This window comes from Pseudomonas sp. AU12215 (assembly GCF_001675465.2).
Taxonomy (GTDB): Bacteria; Pseudomonadota; Gammaproteobacteria; order Pseudomonadales; family Pseudomonadaceae; genus Pseudomonas; species Pseudomonas nitroreducens.
The window spans coordinates 229433-247854 of record NZ_MACM02000141.1 but is presented as its reverse complement, the minus strand read 5'-3'; the positions used below and the strand labels follow the sequence as shown (position 1 = coordinate 247854).

Here is an 18422-nt window from a genome sequence, read left to right as displayed (position 1 = left end):
CGACCGGCTGCTCAGATTGGTGAGGCGGGAAGGCGCCGGCGAGTGTCGGTGCCTGCGGTGTTCAACGTGGCTGGTTCTGTTCGATCCAGCCGGCGAAGGCGTCGATGATGCTCTGCAGGAAGGGCTGGGTCTTTTCCGACAGCTTGCCGGCTTCGTCGAAGAAGCCGCCGGCACCGCCCAGGTAGGCCTCGGGTTGCTGCAGCACCGGCATGTTGAGGAATACCAGGGACTGGCGCAGGTGGTGGTTGGCGCCGAAGCCGCCGATGGCGCCTGGCGATGCGCTGACCACGGCGCAGGGCTTGGCGTTCCAGGCGCTCTTGCCGTACGGCCGGGAGCCGACGTCGATGGCGTTCTTCAGCACGCCCGGCACCGAGCGGTTGTACTCGGGCGTGACGAAAAGCACCGCGTCGGCTCGGCCGATGCGCTCGCGAAAGGCAGCGTAGCTGGCGGGCGGGGTGCCTGCGTCGAGCTCTTCGTTGTACAGCGGCAGGTCGCCGATCTCGACGATTTCCAGCTTCAGGTTGGTCGGCGCCAGTGCGGCGAATGCCTTGGCGATCTTGCGATTCAGGGATTCCTTGCGCAGGCTGCCGACGACCACGGCAACATCGAAGACTTGGCTCATGACGACTCCTCGGGAAAGCGGTAGTTGAGTCGTTTGTTATAGACGATGCCGGCGGTCCTGGCCGGACCTGGATCAAGAAGGCCGGTCGCATGTCCCAGTCATTCGGCGCGATCTTGGCTCTGTGGGGTAGGGCATCACGCTCCTAGAGTGAGGCCATGTCCTGAATTGCCCGAGTCGAGGTCCACCATGTGCATGAAAGTGTTTTTCGCCGGCGCCAGCGGTGCCATTGGCCAGCGCCTGCTGCCCTTGTTGCTGGAGCGTGGCTATGAGGTGCTGGCGATGAGCCGCTCGCCCGAGCGCGCCGCTCGCATCGAGGCTGCCGGCGCTCGGGCGCTGGTGCTGGATGTCTTCGATGGCGACGGTCTGCGGGACGCCGTACAGGCGTTCGGACCGCGCTGGGTGATCCATCAGCTGACCGATCTGCCCGCCGGTCTTGATCCGGCGCAGATGCCCGCCGCCCAGCCGCGCAATGCCCGCGTGCGCCGCGAAGGCACTGCCAACCTGGTGGCGGCTGCGCGTGCCGCCGGCGTCGAGCGCATGGTCGCGCAGAGCATCGCCTGGGCCTACCGGGCCGGCGAGCAGCCATTGCACGAGGAGCAACCGCTGGACCTTGGCGCCGAAGGCCCGCGCGCCATCAGTGTCGGCGGCGTAGCAGCGCTGGAAAATGCCGTGCTCGGCGCCCAACCGATGGAAGGCATCGTGCTGCGCTACGGCCGGCTCTATGGTCCCGGAACAGGAGCTGAAACGGCTGATCCGCGGCTATCCGTGCATGTCGATGACGCGGCTCGTGCCGCGCTGCTGGCGCTGGAGTGGGGCGCTCACGGTGTCTACAACATCGCCGAGCAGGACGTCGAGGTCAGCTCTGCCAAGGCCCGCCACCGGCTTGGCTGGCAGCCGGGCTTTCGCCTGGCGGGGACACCGGCATGAATCCGGCCGCGGGCCGCGAGTGGCGCATCGGGCTGGCGCTGGCGGCAGCTGTTGCGGCGGGTGCATTGCTCTGGCATCCCGCATCGCGCCCCGTGATGCTTCTTGCCGAAAGCCATGGCGGGCACTCCGCCGACGTGCGGCCGGCTACGCAGGTGAAGCGCCTTTCCTGCGAGCCGCTGGCGGATATGCCCGGCAAGGTCGTCACCACGTTGCAGGTGGATTTCCCGCCCGGGGGCTTCACGCCCGCTCACCGCCATCCCGGCGCGGTGACTGCCATCGTGCTCAGCGGCCAGGTCCGCTCGCAGATGCAGGGCCTGCCGGCGCAGATTTACGGACCGGGGGAAACCTGGTTCGAGCCCAGCCGCGAGCTGCACCTCTTCGCCGAGAACCCCAGCGCCAGCGAACCCGCGCGGCTGCTGGCGGTGATCGTCAGCGAGGAGAATTGCGGGCCGCTGGTGATTCCCGAACCCACTGCCCGGAGCACGCCTTGATGCTTCGCGAAAGGAGACTCGCATGACCCCGCTCACCCCCTTCGACACCGCCCAGCTCGATGCCACCCTGGCGCGCCTTGGCCTGTCGTCGGAGCGCCCCGCCCCGACCCTGGAGAACCTCGACCGGCTGATCGTTGCGGCATTGCACCGGTTGCCCTTCGAGAACCTCGACGTCCTGCTGGACAAGCCGGTGTTGATCGAGCCGGACGCGGTGTTCGAGAAAGTCGTCGAGCGCCATCGCGGCGGCTACTGCTTCGAGCTCAACAGCCTGTTCGCGCGCCTGCTGAACAGCCTGGATTACCGGGTGACGCTGCTGGTGGCGAGGGTGCGCTGGGGGCTTGCGGCGGATGCGCCGCTGACGCCGCAGACCCACCTGCTGCTGCGGGTCGACCTGGAGGAAGGTGCGCACCTGGTGGATATCGGTTTCGGCGGTCCGGCCTCGCCGCGTGCCCTGCCGTTGCGCGTGGATGTGGAGCTGCCCGGCGGGTGGCGCATCAGCCAGAGGGGAGATGGGGAACTGGCGATGGCGACGCGCTCTGCCTCCGGCTGGCAGACGCTTTACCGCTTCACCCTGGAGGCCCAGCACTGGGCCGATTACACCATGCGCAACTGGTACACCTCGACCTACCCGCAGAGCGTGTTCCGCAATTCCCTGCGCGTGGCGCTGAGCGAAGAGGGCGCACGGTTGTCGCTGCTCAACGGGCAGTTCAGCCGGCGGACGACGGAAGGTGATGTCGAGCAGTCCAACATCGCTGATGTGGATGAACTGCTGGCAGTCCTGCGCCAGCGCTTCCACCTGCAGCCCGTGCCGGCAGAGATCGAGCCCCTGCGCATGCGGCTGGCGCAACTGTTGCCGCCGAACAGCTGAGAGGGGTTATTGACCGGAAGCGGTGACGGTGGCGGGTACGTCGGGTGCCGCACCGATGGCCAGGCGCACGGTCCGGCCCGCCAGGTCACTGCGTCGCAGCGTACCGCCCGGCGTGGCATCGAACCAGCGGCCTTGCAGGTCTGATGCACTGCATTGCAGTCGCCGCTCGATGGTGCTGCCCGCTTCGGCCGGCGGCAACAGCCAGCGGCATTGGCCATCGAAGATGATCGCTCCTTGGCGCGGTGGTTCCCAGGCGGAGGCAGGCAGGTGATCGCGGAATGACAGGATGGCGAAGGCCTGGTCCGGTTGGACCACATCGTTGGGGTGAGAGGCGGACTCACCGTCGAGCTGGATCTGGATGCGGCTGAGCTGGCGCGTGCAGCCGTCAGCGCGAGCGATCAGTGGCACCTGGAAACTGACGCGCTGGGGTCGCGCAGCATGCCCCGGCGTATTGAACAGGTGATGACTGACGCTCTGCTTCGTCGCTCCGGAGCAGGTACCGCCTGGGGACGGAAGATATTGGGCGTCGCCGCGGAGTTGGAAGTCTCCCGGCAGGTCTGCTTCCAGCGTGAATTCATCGCTGGCGCAGCCGCCCAGGACGGCGAAGGCCAGGAGGATACTGAAGCGGAAGGCGAAGTGGGGCATGTATGAAGCCTGCGGCAGTCGTAGCTGCGCAGAAGCATCCACTCCTCGCGGAAGCGCCTGAAGCGGATCAGTCCTTTTCAAATGTAGGAAAGTGGCAAACCGCACGAGTCATGTGACTCGGCTCAACCGATCATCCCGAAACCGCGCGCCATCAGGCTCGCCAGCAGCGGCAGGATCAGCAGCGCGAGCAGTTCGACGCGGATGGTCATGATCACCCGCTTCGCCTGGCGCTCGCTGGGCGCCGGCACGCGCCCGGCCTTGAGCTCGTTGCGCCAGTTGAGGAAGGTCATGGTTGGCAGGATCGACAGCAGCGCCACCAGGACGAACAGGCCGATCTTGGCGTGGAAGATACTGTTGTGCAGGTAATACTCGGTGCCCTTGGCGAACCACACCACGCGTGCCGCGCCGGTCAACAGGACCAGGCCGGCGCAGGCGCCGTAGGCGAGGTCGACGATGACCAGGCTGCGCGCCCGCGACAGGTCCAGGGGCAGGCGGAACAACTGGTGCTCCAGCACCAGCAGGGCGAACAGGATGAAGATCGACAGGTAGTGCAGGTACGCGGCAATGGCTTGGGCCATGGAGGCTTCCTCGGATGGGGCCTTCTTATTGGGGATTCAGGCTTGGGCCGATGACGCGTGGAAAACCACCCGGTTGCGTCCGGCCTGCTTGGCACTGTAAAGCGCGGCGTCGGCGCGTTCCAGTGCCTGGTCCACGGCTTCCTCGCCGACCAGCAGGGTGCAGCCGATGCTCAGGCTCACCGGCAGTGGCCCGCTGGCCAACGGCACCGGCTCGTTGCCGATCAACTGGCGCACGCGTTCGGCGACCCGCTGCAATTCCTCGCCGTCCTTCACCTTGAGCAGCGCGACGAATTCCTCTCCGCCCTGGCGCACCAGCAGGTCGTCGGGGCGTAGCGCGGCGCGCAGGCGTCGGGCACATTCGCACAGCACCTGGTCACCGGCGGCATGGCCATGCTGGTCGTTGATCGACTTGAAGAAGTCGAGGTCGGCATACAGCACGCCCAGCTGCGCATGGCTTTCCCGCGCCATCCGGCATTCGCGCTCCTGGAAGGTCAGCAGGCCGCCCCGGTTCCACAGCTGGGTCAGCGGGTCGAGCAGGGCCTTGCGCTGTTCGCGGTCCATCTCCACGCGCAGGTCGCGGTTGTTCTGGATCAGTGTGCGCAGTTGCAGGTAGCCCTCGGCTAGGGTGGCGAGGTCGCGGAAATTTGCCTGTTGCGCCTGGGTCATGCTGCGCGGGCGCGGGTCGACCATGCACAGGGTGCCGATGGCCTGCCCATTGCCGGCGCGCAGCGGGCGCCCGGCGTAGAAGCGGATGTAGGGCGGGCCGAGCACCAGCGGGTTGTCGGCGAAACGTGCGTCGAGGGTGGCGTCGGGTACCAGCAGGGTGTCCTCGCCAAGAATCGCGTAGCCGCAGAAGGACACGTCGCGCGTCGTCTCGTTGGCGTCGAGGCCGACGCGGGCCTTGAACCACTGGCGGTCCTGGTCGATCAGGCTGATCAGAACCGTGTCGACCTTCACCAGGTCCTGGGTCAGCTGGACCAGCGTGTCCAGGTAGTGCTCGGCCGGGGTGTCGAGCAGGTTCATCTCATCCAGGGTCTGCTGACGCAGGGTTTCGTCAACGGGAATGGGACAAGCCGGCATGGCGTCTCCTCAACTGGTCAGGGGCTGGCAGGCACCTGCCAGGCATCTTGGCGCGTGAGCCTCCAGGCGTAGAGGGCGAGGATCACGCCGCGCAGCAACATGAAGCATAGGAAGGTTAGCCATAAACCGTGATTTCCCCAGCCCTGCAGCGCGATGCCCAGCGGCAGGCTGGCGGCACAGGCGAGCAGCATGGCGTTGCGCATCTCGCGGGCGCGGGTGGCGCCGATGAACAGGCCGTCGAGCAGATAGCTCCACATGCCGATCAGCGGCAGGCAGGCGAGGTAGGGCAGGTACTGGTCGGCGGTGGCGCGTACTTCGGGGATGTCGCTCTGCAGGGCGATGAACAGGTGCCCGGCGAAGGTGAAAAGGGCAACGAACAGCAGGCTGGCGATCAGTGACCAGCCGCAGGCGACCACCAGCGAACGACGCAGCGCGGTGCGGTCGCGGCTGCCGATGGCATGCCCGCACAGGGCCTCCACCGCATGGGCGAGTCCGTCGAGGGCGTAGGAGGTGACCATCAGCCCGTTCAGCAGCAAGGCATTGGCGGCCACCGTGGCGTCGCCCAGGCGGGTGCCCTGCACCGTCAGCAGGAAGAACACGCCCTGCAGCGCCAGGCTGCGGATGAATATATCGCGGTTGACCATCAGCAGTGGGCGCCAACTGGCCCAGGCGCGCAGGCGAGTCCAGTCCGGCTGGCCGGAGTAGCGCGCCAGGGTCCCGCGGGTCAGCGCCAGGCCGAGCAGGGCGCCACTCCATTCGGCGAGCACGGAGGCCTTCGCCGCACCGGCGACGCCCCAGCCCAGGCCGATCACGAACCAGAGGCTGAGAACGATGTTGATGACGTTGGTGGTCAGCAGGATCGCCAGTGGCGCGCGGGCGTTCTGCGTCCCGAGGAACCAGCCGACCAGCGCGTAGGTGGCCAGCGCTGCCGGCAGGCCGAACAGGCGGATGTGGAAGAACTCGCGAGCCAGGGAGTCCAGCTCTGCGGAGGGGCGCATCAGCGCGAGCACGGGGCCGGTCAGCGGGATCGCCAGCAAGCCGAGCAGCAGCGCCAGACCCAGGGCCAGCAGGAGACTCTGGCCGAGTATCCGCCGCAGCGCGCCGCCATCGTCACGCCCGGTCGCCTGCGCGGCAAAACCGGTGGTGCCCATGCGCAGGAAGCCCAGTACGCCCACCAGCAGGGTATAGAGCCCGCCGCCGACGGCCACCGCGCCGAGTTGGTGCGCGTGCGGCAGGTGACCGATCACCGCGCTGTCGACCAGGGTAACCAGCGGCACGGAGACGTTGGAAAGGATCATCGGCGCGGCGAGCGCCCAGACACGGTGGTGGGTTGGCGAATGCCGCCAGGCTTCGAGCAGGGAATTCATTCGGGGCTCCTGAGCAGGCCCGCAGTATAGCGAGCCGGGAGCCACCGATTTCAGCGGACGAAGGTCAGCCGGTTCTCTTGCGATAGGCGCAGTAGCCAGGGCGCGGGCCGACCTGCGGGTGGTTGCGACAGGTGTCCGGGCGCTTGGCGTAGACACTGCAGAGGCGGGTCTTGCGGTCGAGGAAGTAGCAGTCGCCGTTGCTGGTGCGGGTCAGGGTGAAGATGCCGCTCTTCTGGTTGAAGCGCTCGACGATGCCTTCCTTCAGCAAGCGTTTGGCGATGTTCTTTGCCGGCTCGTCGCGCTCGAATTCGTCGACGACGCCGATCCGGATCAGGTCGTTGACGTTGACTTCCGCCGGCATAGTGCAGCAGGTGGCGTTGCAGTCCTTGCACAGGCCCGAGGTGTACTTGGCCCAGGTTTCCAGGCGGTCCAGTTCAGCGTTGGCGATCAGCGGTGGTTTTCTCATGGGGGCATTCGGCGGGGCGTTGCAAAGGTGCGCATCATAGTGGTGAGGCAGGGCAATTGCGCGCTCTTTCGACGAAGGGCCTCAGAGTGCCGTCAGCCCGCCGTGCTCCCGAAGGTGGGCGTTGAGCGCTGGATAGCAGAGGCGGAACCAGGGGGTGAAGCGGTCCGGGGCGGCGGCCATTTCCATTTCCAGGTCGGCCAGGGTGATGTAACGAAAATCGTCGGCCTCCTCCGGATCGGGGTGGGGTGGCTGATCGTCCACGGCGGCGAAGATATGCCCGTACTCGTTCTCGATGAGGCCGCCGGGCAGCTCGAGGCAGTAGCTGAACTCGAACAACTTGTGCAGGTGTACATGGACACCCATCTCCTCGCCCAGCCGGCGTTCGGCGGCGTCGAGGGCGGTTTCGTCGGGGTAGGGGTGACCGCAGCAACTGTTGCTCCACAGTCCGCCGCAGTGGTATTTGGCTTGCGCGCGGCGTTGCAGCAGCAGTTCCCCTGCCGGATTGAACAGATAGACCGAGATTGCCCGATGCCGCAGGCCCTGTCGGTGCGCCTCGAGTTTTTCCAGTGTGCCGACGGGGTTGTCGTGCTCGTCGACCAGAATCACCTGGATATCCGTCATGCAAGATCTCCCTCGGGGAATCCGAAACGCAGCCGGCCCAGACGCATCAGACCCAGTAGCAGGCAACTGAGGTGGCCGTTGTCGAGCAGCGAGCCGTCCAGCAAGCGCGTCTGCACCTCCGCCAGCGGCAGCGTCAGCACGACGATGTGCTCGTCGTCGTCCGGCTGCGGTTCGCGTACGCGTTGCCCGCTTGTGGCGAGGAAGGCATGCAGCAGGTTGTCATGGGTGCCGGGGTTGGGTGAGAGCGACAGCAACGGCTCGACCTGGTCGAACACATAGCCGGTCTCTTCCAGCAGCTCGCGCCGAATGGCTTGCTCGCGGTCGGCGTCGTCCGGCTTGACCCAGCCGCCGGGCAGCTCCACTACCCAGCCTCGAACGCCATGGCGGTACTGGCGCACGAGGAGCAGCTCGCCATCGCGGGTCAGCGCCGTGGCATTGACCCAGTCCGGGTACTCGAGAACGTAGGCGGTTTCCGGCTCGTCACGGCCGGGCCAGCGCAGGCGGTCGCGACGCAGGTTGAAGGTGCGGGAGCCGAATAGCCATTCCGACGGCTCGTCGCTGTGCGGGAGTGTATCCATGACGTGACTCGGCACGGTCCGGGTCCCAGCAGCATAGCCAGTGTGGCTTGGTTGTCGGGCCCGCCCGTCGGTCCGCTCAGCCCCTGCGGATCATCCAGATACCGATGGCGATGGCGACCATGCCGGCGACCTTCATAGCGCTGACCGGCGCTTCCTTGAAGCCGGCCCAGCCGAAGTGGTCCAGGGCCAGCGCCATGCCCAGTTGCCCGGCGAGCACCAGCACCATGAACATCAGCGCACCGACGCGCGGCGCGGCGAAGGCGGCGATGAAGATGAAGAACATCCCCAGGAAACCGCCGCACCACTGCCACCAGGGCATCCCGCGCATCGCTGCGAGGCTGGGGAATTCACGGTTGGCCAGGGTCAGCGCGAGCAGGCCGAGCATGCCGACAAAGAAGGAAATCAGCGCGGCGGCCAGTACGCTGGACACTTGCTTGGCCAGTTGACCGTTGATGCCCGCCTGCAACGGCAGGCAGGCGCCGGCGATCAGCGGCAGGACGAACATCCACCAGGGCGGCGTAGGCATGGGAAACTCCGGAAACGGCTCGCGGGCAGGGCGGCGAAGGGCCGTCCTGCGATCGAACGATGAAATGTAGCCGCGTAGTATGCACCAGACCGGAGCATTGCTCCCGTCCCGATGGAGGTGCCGATCATGGCCACCCGCGCTTCCCGCGTCCTCAGCGTCCGCATCGAGCGGACTCGCGATGCGGCCTACGACTTCCTCGCCGACCCGAATAACTTCCCTTACTGGGCTTCCGGGCTGTGCAGCGCCATCGCGCCGCTTGAAGGCGACCTGTGGCTGGCGCAGACACCCCAGGGGCCCCTGCGCGTGCGTTTTTCGCCGCGCAACGGGTTCGGCGTGCTGGACCACGACGTGCTACCCGAGCAGGCTCCGGCCATTCATATCCCGCTGCGGCTGATCCCCAATGGCGATGGCTGCGAGTTGCAGTTGACCCTGCTGCGTCAGCCGCAGATGGACGACGCCACCTTCGAGCGCGATGCGCAGTGGGTGGAGCGCGACCTGCAGGCGATCAAGGTATTGCTTGAGTCGGCGTGAATCAGCGGGATCAGGCGACGGCTTTCAGCCGAGCGATGGGCGGGTGAGCTTGCTGGCTGACCTGCCAGAGGTCGTATGCGGCCTGCATGGCCAGCCAATGGCGGGCAGTCCCCAGGCCCGCCTGCTCCAGGCGCCAGGCCAGGTCGGCGCTGATCGGCGCGCGGCCATGGAGAACCTTGGACAGGTGCGGGCGGCTTATGCCGAGGTGGGTTGCCAGTGCCGTCACGGACAGGCATAGCTCCGGCAAGACATCCTCGAGCAGGACTTCTCCGGGATGAGGCGGATTATGCATCGCCATGCTCTGCTCCTTCGGTCAGTGATAGTCGAGATAGTCCAGCAACTCTGCGTCGCTGTCGATGAAGCGGAAAATCACCCGCCAATTGTCCGAGACATTGACGGCCCAGTAACCGGCCAACGAGCCTTTGAGTCCATGCAGGCGGTAACCGGGCAGGTCCATATCTCTGGGGCCATTGGCTGTATCCAGAGCGGCGAGGATGCGTTGCGCCCGCACGCCGCGAGGATCACCGTACTGATAAAGGGCGCGCAGCCCTTTGTGGCGGGAGCTCCTGAACATCGCTGGACTGTAATCTAACAGATTACAGTCTCCCTGGCTGAGATACTTGTGGGAAGTCTTCACTGGCCGGGCGCATGTCCTACAACCGCGCGGCCAGTTCGGCGCCCTCGCGGATGGCCCGTTTGGCATCCAGCTCCCGCGCCACGCTGGCGCCGCCGATGACGTGGTAGCGCAGGTTCTCCGCCGCCAGTGTCGGTTGCAGTTCCAGCAGGGGTTCCTGGCCGGCGCAGATCACCACATTGTCCGCGGCCAGGCATTGCTCTTCGCCATCGATGCGGATGTGCAGGCCGTCATCGTCGATGCGCAGGTACTCGACGCCGCCAAGCATTCGTACACCGTGATGCCTGAGGTGCGCGCGGTGCACCCAGCCGCTGGTCTTGCCCAGCCCGGCCCCCGGTTGCCCGGCCTTGCGCTGCAGCAGCCAGAGCTGCCGGCGGGGAGCGGCGGCGACCGGCGGGATCAGCCCGCCACCCGTGGCATTGTCCAGATCGATGCCCCACTGGCCGAGCCATTCGCCCAGCGGTTGCGGCCCATCGCGGTCGGTCAGCAGGAAGCTGGCGACGTCGAAGCCGATGCCGCCGGCGCCGATCAGTGCGACCTTCGCGCCCACCGGTGCGCCGCGCAGCACGTCGAGGTAGCTCAGCACCTTGGCGTGGGCGATGCCCGGGATCGACGGCGTGCGCGGCTGGATGCCGGTGGCGACTATCACCTCGTCGTACTCGCCGCTCAGTTCGCCGCGCTGGATACGCCGGCCCAGTTGCACCTGGACGCCCAGCTCGCCCAGTCGCACGGCGAAGTAGCGCAATGTCTCGTGGAATTCCTCCTTGCCCGGCACGCGCTTGGCAAGGTTGAACTGCCCGCCGATCTCCCCGGCAGCCTCGAACAGCGTCACGCGATGGCCGCGCTCGGCGGCGACGCAGGCGGCGGACAACCCGGCCGGTCCCGCGCCGATCACCGCGATGCGTTTGTGGACGCGCGCCTTGCGGTAACGCAGTTCGGTCTCGAAGGCTGCACGCGGGTTGACCAGGCAACTGGCGCGGCGATTGGCAAAGGCGTGGTCCAGGCAGGCCTGGTTGCAGGCGATGCAGGTATTGATCGATTCCGCGCGGCCGGCGGCAGCTTTTTCCACGAACTGCGGATCGGCCAGCAGCGGACGGGCCATTGAGACCAGATCGGCGTGGCCCTCCGCGAGCAGGCGTTCGGCGACTTCCGGCGTGTTGATGCGGTTGCTGGCGATCACCGGCACACGCAACTCCCGGCGCAGGCGTGCGGTGACGTCGGCGAAGGCGGCGCGCGGCACCGAGGTGACGATGGTCGGCACCCGCGACTCGTGCCAGCCGACGCCGGTGTTGAGCAGGTCGATCCCCGCGCCTTCGAGGGCTCGTGCAACGGTGCGGACTTCGTCCCAGTTGTTGCCGCCTTCCACCAGGTCGAGCAGCGACAGGCGGTAGCTGATGACGAAGCGTTCGCCCAGCGCGCGACGCGTGCGGCGCACGATCTCCAGCGGCAGGCGCATGCGGTTGCCCAGGTCGCCACCCCAGCGGTCGTGGCGCTGGTTGGTGCGTGGGCAGAGAAACTGGTTCAGCAGGTAGCCCTCGCTGCCCATGATCTCCACGCCGTCGTAGCCGGCGGCGTGGGCGAGCTTCGCGCAGCGCACGAAGGCGGCGATGGTCCGCAGGATGCCGCGCTCGGAGAGCTCGCGCGGGGCGAACCAGCTGATCGGCGATTTCAGCGGCGAGGCCGAGACCACCAGCGGGTGATAACCGTAGCGCCCGGCATGGAGGATCTGCAGGAGGATGCGCCCGCCCTCGCGGTGCACCGCCTGAGTCAGGCGGCGGTGCGCCGGCACCTGCAGGCCGCTGGTCAGGCTGCTGCCCAGCGGCAGCAGCCAGCCTTCGCGGTTGGGGGCGAAGCCGCCAGTGATGATCAGACCGACGCCGCCGCGCGCGCGCTCTCGATAGTAGGCGGCGAGCTTGCCGAAGTCCCAGAGGCGATCTTCCAGCCCGGTATGCATCGAGCCCATCACCACGCGGTTGCGTAGCTGGAGGGCGCCCAGGTCGAGCGGGGCGAGCAGGTGAGGAAAAGGCGAGGCGGCGGACGGCATGGAAGCACTCATGGGCAATCAGGTCCTGCCACCCTAATGGGCCGGCGGTGGGTCGGTTAACGGCCCGGCTGCCGTTCCGTTCGGGCATTTCGGTCAAGCGTTTCGATTTGACAGACTGGCCACAGGTTCCAGACTTGTCCCATGGCAGGGCTTCGTGCCCCGAACGCTGGCTGAAGTGACGGAGGTCGTCATGAAAGCGATAAGAACAAGACATGCGCGCCATTACCTGCTCGCTGCCCTCATCGGTGTGGCACTGCTCGGACTGCACGAAACCCTCCAGCCGGATCGCGCGCAGTCCGCCTGTCGTTTCGATGGGGCCTCTATCTCCTGCGCCTACCCGCCCGTTGCCCATTTAGGGGTACTCGCCAGTCCGTTCTGAGTGACGCACTGACGCGCGTCAATGCGCCGCAAAGTCTCCGCGTGCATGGTCTGCCCCGCTCAAAGCTGGCGCATTGCGTCCGCTTGGCTATCTTTTAAGCAGCAAGGGTCCGGCTATGCACCGGACGTACGCTGCCTGATCAGGAGACGCACGATGGATATGAACCGTCGGCAATTTTTCAAGGTCTGCGCCGTGGGCCTTGGAGGATCGAGCCTGGCGGCACTCGGGATGGCACCCCCGGATGCATTCGCCGACCAGATCCGCCATTTCAAGCTTGCGCGCACCGTCGAGACCCGCAACACCTGCCCGTACTGCTCGGTAGGCTGCGGCATCCTCATGTACAGCCAGGGTGATGCGGCGAAGAACGTCTCGCAGAACATCATCCACATCGAGGGTGATTCCGATCACCCGGTCAACCGCGGCACGCTTTGCCCAAAGGGCGCCGGCCTGCTCGATTTCGTCCACAGCCCCAATCGCCTGAAGTACCCGCAGATTCGCGAAGCGGGTTCGAGCGAGTGGAAGCGCATCGGCTGGGACGAAGCGCTGGACCGCATCGCCAAACTGGTGAAGGAAGATCGTGACGCCAACTTCATCGAGAAGAACGCCCAGGGCCAGACGGTGAACCGCTGGCTGACCACCGGCTTCCTGGCCGCGTCGGCGTCTTCCAACGAAGCGGGCTACATCACCCACAAGGTGATGCGTTCCCTGGGACTGCTGGCATTCGACAACCAAGCGCGTGTCTGACACGGCCCGACGGTGGCAAGTCTTGCCCCGACGTTTGGCCGTGGCGCCATGACCAACCATTGGACCGACATCAAGAATGCCGATCTGATTCTGATCATGGGCGGAAACGCCGCTGAAGCGCATCCGTGCGGCTTCAAGTGGGTGACCGAAGCCAAGGCGCACAACAAGGCGCGCCTGCTGGTGGTCGACCCAAGATTCACCCGTTCCGCTTCGGTGGCCGACTACTACGCGCCGATCCGTACCGGCACGGACATCGCCTTCCTCGGTGGCCTGATCAATTTCCTGCTGGAAAACGACAGGTACCAGAAGGAGTACGTGCACAACTACACCGACGTCTCCTTCATCGTGAAGGAAGGCTTCGGCTTCGACGACGGTCTGTTCAACGGCTATGACGCCGAGAAGCGCACCTACCCGGACAAGTCCTCCTGGCAGTACGAGCTGGGTGAGGACGGCTTCGCCAAGGTCGACCCGACCCTGACGCATCCGCGCTGCGTGTTCAACCTGATGAAGCAGCACTACAGCCGCTATACGCCGGATGTGGTGAGCAACATCTGTGGCACGCCCAAGGACATGATGCTCAAGGTGTGGGAGGAGATTTCCACCACCGCCGCACCGGGCAAGGTGATGACCATCATGTACGCCCTGGGCTGGACCCAGCACTCGGTGGGCGCGCAGATGATCCGTACCGGCGCGATGGTCCAACTGCTGCTGGGCAACATCGGCATGCCCGGCGGCGGCATGAACGCCCTGCGCGGTCACTCCAACATCCAGGGCCTGACCGACCTCGGGCTGCTGTCCAACTCGCTGCCCGGCTACCTGACCCTGGCCGGCGATGCCGAGCAGGACTTCACCGCATACCTCGCCAAGCGTACGTCCAAGCCGCTGCGTCCGGGGCAGTTGTCCTATTGGCAGAACTATCCCAAGTTCCACGTCAGCCTGATGAAATCCTGGTTCGGCAAATCCGCGACCAAGGAAAACAACTGGTGCTACGACTGGCTGCCCAAGCTGGACATGCCCGGCGCCGGCTACGACGTGCTGCGCTACTTCGACATGATGTACCAGGGCAAGGTCAACGGTTACTTCTGCCAGGGCTTCAATCCCATCGCCTCGTTCCCCAACAAGGCCAAGGTCAGCGCTGCGCTGGCCAAGCTGAAGTGGATGGTGGTGATGGACCCGCTGGCCACCGAAACCTCCGAGTTCTGGCGCAATGCCGGCGAGCACAACGACGTCGACACCCAGGCCATCCAGACCACGGTGTTCCGCCTGCCCACCAGTTGTTTCGCCGAGGAGGACGGCTCCATCGTCAACTCCGGCCGCTGGCTGCAATGGCACTGGAAGGGCGCCGAGCCGCCGGGTGAAGCGCGCACCGACATCGCCATCATGAGCGGCCTGCTGCATCGCCTGCGCGAAGCCTATCGCAAGGACGGCGGCAAGTTCCCAGACCCGATCCTGGGCCTGGACTGGCCGTACCTGACGCCCGACGAACCGACTCCGGAGGAGATCGCCAAGGAGTACAACGGCAAGGCACTGGCCGACCTCGTCGACCCCGCCAATGGCATGGTACTGGCGAAGGCGGGCGAGCAGTTGCCCGGCTTTGCGCTGCTGCGTGACGACGGCAGTACTGCCAGTGGCTGCTGGATCTTCGCCGGCTCCTGGACGCAGCAGGGCAACCAGATGGGCCGCCGCGACAACAGCGATCCCTACGCCATGGGCCAGACCCTGGGCTGGGCCTGGGCGTGGCCGGCCAACCGGCGCATCCTCTACAACCGCGCCTCGGCCGACGTCAGCGGCAAGCCGTGGGACCCGCTGAAGAAGCGCCTGGTGTGGTGGAACGGCAAGGCCTGGGGCGGCACCGACATCCCGGACTTCAAGCCCGACTCGGCGCCGGAAGCGGGGATGAACCCGTTCATCATGAACCCCGAAGGCGTGGCGCGCTTCTTCGCCGTCGACAAGATGGCCGAGGGCCCGTTCCCCGAGCACTACGAGCCGTTCGAGACGCCGATCGGCGTCAACCCGCTGCACAAGAACCCGCAGGCGATCAGCAGCCCGGCGGCGCGGGTGTTCAAGAACGACATGGAGCTGTTCGGCACGGCGAAGGAATTTCCGTACGCCGCGACCACCTACCGGCTCACCGAGCACTTCCACTTCTGGACCAAGCATTGCCGCCTGAATGCCATCGTCCAGCCGGAGCAGTTCGTCGAGATCGGCGAGGCGTTGGCCAAGGAAATCGGCATCAAGGCCGGCGACCGCGTGAAGGTGTCCTCCAACCGCGGCTTCATCAAGGCGGTGGCGGTGGTGACCAAGCGCATTCGTCCGCTGCAGGTCAACGGCCAGACCGTGCACCACGTGGGCATTCCCCTGCACTGGGGCTTCTCCGGCGTGGCGCGCAACGGCTATCTGACCAACACCCTGACCCCCTTCGTGGGTGACGGGAACACGCAGACGCCGGAGTTCAAGTCCTTCCTCGTCAACGTGGAAAAGGCGTGAGGTGACCCATGAGTAGCCAAGACATCTACGCCCGCTCCGCCACCACCTTGCCGTCACCCTCGGTGCGTCACGAGGAGGAAGTGGCCAAGCTGATCGACGTGTCCAAGTGCATCGGTTGCAAGGCCTGCCAGGTCGCCTGCTCGGAATGGAACGAGCTGCGCGACGAGGTGGGCCACAACCATGGCACCTACGACAACCCCATCGACCTGACGGACCAGTCGTGGACGGTGATGCGCTTCACCGAGTACGAAGCGCCAGCCGGCAACCTGGAATGGCTGATCCGCAAGGACGGCTGCATGCATTGCGCCGAGCCCGGCTGCCTGAAGGCCTGCCCGAGCCCCGGGGCGATCGTGAAGTACGCCAACGGCATCGTCGACTTCAACCAGGACCACTGCATCGGCTGCGGCTACTGCATCACCGGCTGCCCGTTCAACATCCCGCGGATCTCGCAGAAGGACCACAAGGCGTACAAGTGCACCCTGTGTTCCGACCGCGTGGCCGTGGGCATGGAGCCGGCCTGCGTGAAGACCTGCCCGACCGGCGCCATCGTCTTCGGTACCAAGGAGGACATGAAGGAACACGCTGCCGAGCGCATCGTCGACCTGAAGTCCCGTGGCTTCGAGCACGCCGGCCTGTATGACCCGGAAGGCGTCGGCGGTACGCACGTGATGTACGTGCTGCACCATGCCGACCAGCCGTCGCTGTATGCCGGGTTGCCCGACAAACCGGCGATCAGCCCGCTGGTCAGCCTGTGGAAAGGCCTGACCAAGCCGCTGGGCCTGCTGGCCATGGCCGGCGTGGTGCTGGCCGGGTTCTTCCACTACACCCGCATCGGCCCCAACCGGGTCGAGGAGGACGAGGAAGACGGCCCCGACCCGCAGGCGCCGGTGCACAAGGTCGACCCATCGGTGCATGACTATGATCCGCGCGATCCCCGCTGACTGACGTCCGCCCTCCTCGCGGGGGGGCGGAAAAGGGCAGCAAGGAGCCCGACGACATGAAAAAAGATATCCAGCGTTACAACGCCAACGAACGGAGCAACCACTGGATGGTGGCCATTCTGTTCTTCCTCGCCGGCCTCTCGGGGCTGGCGCTGTTCCATCCGGCCATGTTCTGGCTGACCAACCTGTTCGGCGGCGGGCCGTGGACGCGCATTCTCCATCCCTTCCTCGGGGTGGCGATGTTCCTGTTCTTCCTCGGCCTGGTGATCCGCTTTGCCCACCACAACCTGGTGGAAAAGCGCGATGTGCAGTGGCTGAAACAATGGCGCGACGTGGTGACCAACCGCGAGGAGAACCTCCCCGAGGTCGGGCGCTACAACGCCGGGCAGAAGCTGCTGTTCTGGACCCTGCTGCTGTGCATGCTGGTGCTGCTGGTGACCGGCTTCGTGATGTGGCGGGCGTACTTCAGCCACTTCTTCGGCATCGACATCATCCGCATCGCCTCGCTGCTGCATGCCTTCGCCGCCTTCGTACTCATCTGCAGCATCCTGGTGCACATCTACGCCGGCCTCTGGGTGAAGGGTTCGATGGGCGCCATGCTCTACGGCTGGGTCAGCCGCGGCTGGGCGCGCAAGCACCACGCTGCCTGGCTCAAGGACGTGGACAAGGGCAAGGGCCACTGACCCTCGACGTAATCGCCGGCTGAGGCCAGTGCACTCGCCGGCACGAACCATACCCTCTCTCTTCCGGGAGAGGGCTAGGGAGAGGGGCTATTCAGGCCCCGCTCCGAACCCAACAAGGAGTCCTGCGTGTCAGGCCGAATTCTTGAACCCGGGCAGATCGAAGCTGCCGCAAACATCCCGCCGCTGTTCAATCTACCTCTCCAAGACCTGTTCTCCCGCCGCGCCGCACGCCTGCGCGAACTGGCACCGGATAATCCGCTGCAGGGCTACCTGGAGCTGATTGCCGGGGTCTGCGACGCTCAGCAGGTGCTGCTGGACCGCAAGCTGTTCCTGCCCACGCCGGATGCCGCCGCGCTGGCCCGCAGCCAGGAACACCGCATGCCGCCGCTGGCCTACGAAGTCCTGGTGCGCGAAGGTGCGTGGCTGCCGCTGCTGGATGCTTTCCTCGATGCCTATGAGCTCACCGCCAACCCGGCCGTGGTCGAGGCGCTGAAGACACTGCGCAACGCCGACTCCGGCCAGCGCAAGGCCTGGGCACTGGGCCTGCTCAACGGCCAGTTCGACCTGCTGCCGCCAGCCCTGGTGCCCTTCCTCGGCGCCGTACTGCAGGTCGCCTTCAGCCAGTGGCTGCTGCAACTGCCGGAAGACACCCTGGTGGAAACCGACAGCCAGGCCCTCTGCCCGGCCTGCGGCGCGCCGCCGGTGGCCGGGATGATCCGCCACCAGGGCAAGCACGCCGGGCTGCGTTATCTGGCCTGCTCGCTGTGCTCCTGCGAATGGCACTACGTGCGCGTGAAGTGCAGCCACTGCGCCGAGAGCAAGGGGCTGGCCTACTACTCATTGCAGCGCGAAGGCGTGGCCAGCGACCAGGCGCCGCTCAAGGCCGAAACCTGCCCTGGCTGCCAGTCCTACCTCAAGCAGTTCTACCTGCAGCACGACAAGCACGCGGAACCCCAGGCGGACGACCTGGCCAGCCTCGCCCTGGACATTCGCCTCGCCGAAGACGGCTATCTGCGCACCGCACCGAATCTGCTGCTCGCACCGGGTGGCTCTTCGTAGGATGCGGTGAAGCGAAGCGATACCCATCAAGCACAGCATGGGTATCGCAGGCTCCACCCATCCTATGAACGCCGAGCGACAACGGCGGATAACGCGTTCCGCGTTATGCGCCCTACACTGACTCCAGCCATCGACTCCGCATTAAGGTTCG

At 66.1% G+C, this 18422-nt stretch carries 20 protein-coding genes; 8 read left to right on the top strand and 12 right to left on the bottom strand.

Annotated features, from left to right (window positions below):
• Positions 1-61: 61 nt before the first annotated feature.
• Positions 62-622, bottom strand: a complete 561-nt coding sequence (locus A9513_RS21210; protein ID WP_024766163.1) for an NADPH-dependent FMN reductase — start codon at positions 620-622, stop codon at positions 62-64.
• A gap of 186 nt (positions 623-808) precedes the next feature.
• Between A9513_RS21210 and A9513_RS21205 the strand changes: the two genes are divergently transcribed.
• The 3 genes from A9513_RS21205 to A9513_RS21195 are packed head-to-tail and all read left to right on the top strand — an operon-like array spanning position 809 to position 2908.
• A complete protein-coding gene (locus tag A9513_RS21205) occupies positions 809-1549 on the top strand; it encodes an NAD(P)-dependent oxidoreductase (RefSeq protein WP_037011683.1) in 741 nt (246 codons plus the stop codon).
• Positions 1546-2040 (top strand): cupin domain-containing protein, encoded by a 495-nt coding sequence (locus A9513_RS21200; RefSeq protein WP_065085520.1) that lies wholly within the window; start codon positions 1546-1548, stop codon positions 2038-2040. Before A9513_RS21205 ends, A9513_RS21200 begins: the two co-directional genes overlap by 4 nt.
• Positions 2041-2062: 22 nt before the next feature.
• Positions 2063-2908: an arylamine N-acetyltransferase gene (locus A9513_RS21195; RefSeq protein ID WP_065085519.1), complete on the top strand. Its 846-nt coding sequence runs from the start codon at positions 2063-2065 to the stop codon at positions 2906-2908.
• A gap of 6 nt (positions 2909-2914) precedes the next feature.
• Here the strand turns inward: A9513_RS21195 and A9513_RS21190 are convergent, their stop codons facing one another.
• From A9513_RS21190 to A9513_RS21155, 8 genes are all read right to left on the bottom strand, one after another.
• Entirely contained in the window at positions 2915-3553 is a 639-nt protein-coding gene (locus tag A9513_RS21190; RefSeq protein ID WP_024766167.1) for a hypothetical protein, read from the bottom strand.
• A 122-nt stretch (positions 3554-3675) separates the two neighbouring features.
• On the bottom strand, positions 3676-4131 hold the full coding sequence (locus A9513_RS21185) for a DUF2214 family protein (RefSeq protein WP_024766168.1): 456 nt from the start codon (positions 4129-4131) through the stop codon (positions 3676-3678).
• Positions 4132-4167: 36 nt separating this feature from the next.
• Positions 4168-5211 carry a sensor domain-containing diguanylate cyclase gene (locus tag A9513_RS21180; RefSeq protein WP_024766169.1) on the bottom strand — a complete coding sequence of 348 codons (1044 nt, stop codon included), beginning with the start codon at positions 5209-5211 and terminating at the stop codon, positions 4168-4170.
• 17 nt (positions 5212-5228) lie between these two features.
• Positions 5229-6578, bottom strand: coding sequence for an MATE family efflux transporter (locus A9513_RS21175; RefSeq protein WP_065085518.1), 1350 nt, complete (start codon positions 6576-6578; stop codon positions 5229-5231).
• 64 nt (positions 6579-6642) lie between these two features.
• Complete coding sequence (locus A9513_RS21170; RefSeq protein WP_065085517.1) at positions 6643-7044, bottom strand: YkgJ family cysteine cluster protein; 402 nt, start codon at positions 7042-7044, stop codon at positions 6643-6645.
• Between the two features lie 81 nt (positions 7045-7125).
• Positions 7126-7665, bottom strand: coding sequence for an isopentenyl-diphosphate Delta-isomerase (gene idi, locus A9513_RS21165; protein WP_065085516.1), 540 nt, complete (start codon positions 7663-7665; stop codon positions 7126-7128).
• Positions 7662-8243 carry an NUDIX hydrolase gene (locus A9513_RS21160; protein ID WP_065085515.1) on the bottom strand — a complete coding sequence of 194 codons (582 nt, stop codon included), beginning with the start codon at positions 8241-8243 and terminating at the stop codon, positions 7662-7664. Before A9513_RS21160 ends, idi begins: the two co-directional genes overlap by 4 nt.
• A gap of 76 nt (positions 8244-8319) precedes the next feature.
• A complete protein-coding gene (locus A9513_RS21155) occupies positions 8320-8769 on the bottom strand; it encodes a DMT family transporter (RefSeq protein WP_024766173.1) in 450 nt (149 codons plus the stop codon).
• Positions 8770-8895: 126 nt separating this feature from the next.
• On the opposite strand from A9513_RS21155, the gene A9513_RS21150 reads away from it, so the two are divergent.
• Entirely contained in the window at positions 8896-9300 is a 405-nt protein-coding gene (locus A9513_RS21150; protein ID WP_024766174.1) for an SRPBCC family protein, read from the top strand.
• A gap of 10 nt (positions 9301-9310) precedes the next feature.
• Here A9513_RS21150 and A9513_RS21145 read toward each other — a convergent pair whose 3' ends face one another.
• The 3 genes from A9513_RS21145 to A9513_RS21135 all read right to left on the bottom strand — a co-directional run bounded on the left by A9513_RS21145 (position 9311) and on the right by A9513_RS21135 (position 11990).
• A complete protein-coding gene (locus A9513_RS21145; protein ID WP_037011676.1) occupies positions 9311-9598 on the bottom strand; it encodes a HigA family addiction module antitoxin in 288 nt (95 codons plus the stop codon).
• Positions 9599-9613: 15 nt separating this feature from the next.
• On the bottom strand, positions 9614-9874 hold the full coding sequence (locus A9513_RS21140; RefSeq protein ID WP_065085514.1) for a type II toxin-antitoxin system RelE/ParE family toxin: 261 nt from the start codon (positions 9872-9874) through the stop codon (positions 9614-9616).
• Positions 9875-9953: 79 nt separating this feature from the next.
• On the bottom strand, positions 9954-11990 hold the full coding sequence (locus tag A9513_RS21135; RefSeq protein ID WP_141678470.1) for an FAD-dependent oxidoreductase: 2037 nt from the start codon (positions 11988-11990) through the stop codon (positions 9954-9956).
• A gap of 520 nt (positions 11991-12510) precedes the next feature.
• Between A9513_RS21135 and fdnG the strand changes: the two genes are divergently transcribed.
• From fdnG to fdhE, 4 genes are all read left to right on the top strand, one after another.
• The gene (gene fdnG / locus A9513_RS21125) at positions 12511-15588 is read left to right on the top strand and encodes a formate dehydrogenase-N subunit alpha (RefSeq protein WP_141678469.1); all 3078 of its coding nucleotides are present in this window, start codon (positions 12511-12513) and stop codon (positions 15586-15588) included.
• Positions 15589-15596: 8 nt separating this feature from the next.
• On the top strand, positions 15597-16529 hold the full coding sequence (gene fdxH / locus A9513_RS21120; protein WP_065085511.1) for a formate dehydrogenase subunit beta: 933 nt from the start codon (positions 15597-15599) through the stop codon (positions 16527-16529).
• Between the two features lie 56 nt (positions 16530-16585).
• Positions 16586-17212: a formate dehydrogenase subunit gamma gene (locus A9513_RS21115; RefSeq protein ID WP_024766181.1), complete on the top strand. Its 627-nt coding sequence runs from the start codon at positions 16586-16588 to the stop codon at positions 17210-17212.
• Positions 17213-17338: 126 nt separating this feature from the next.
• Entirely contained in the window at positions 17339-18271 is a 933-nt protein-coding gene (gene fdhE, locus A9513_RS21110; protein ID WP_024766182.1) for a formate dehydrogenase accessory protein FdhE, read from the top strand.
• The last annotated feature ends 151 nt before the right edge of the window (positions 18272-18422 follow it).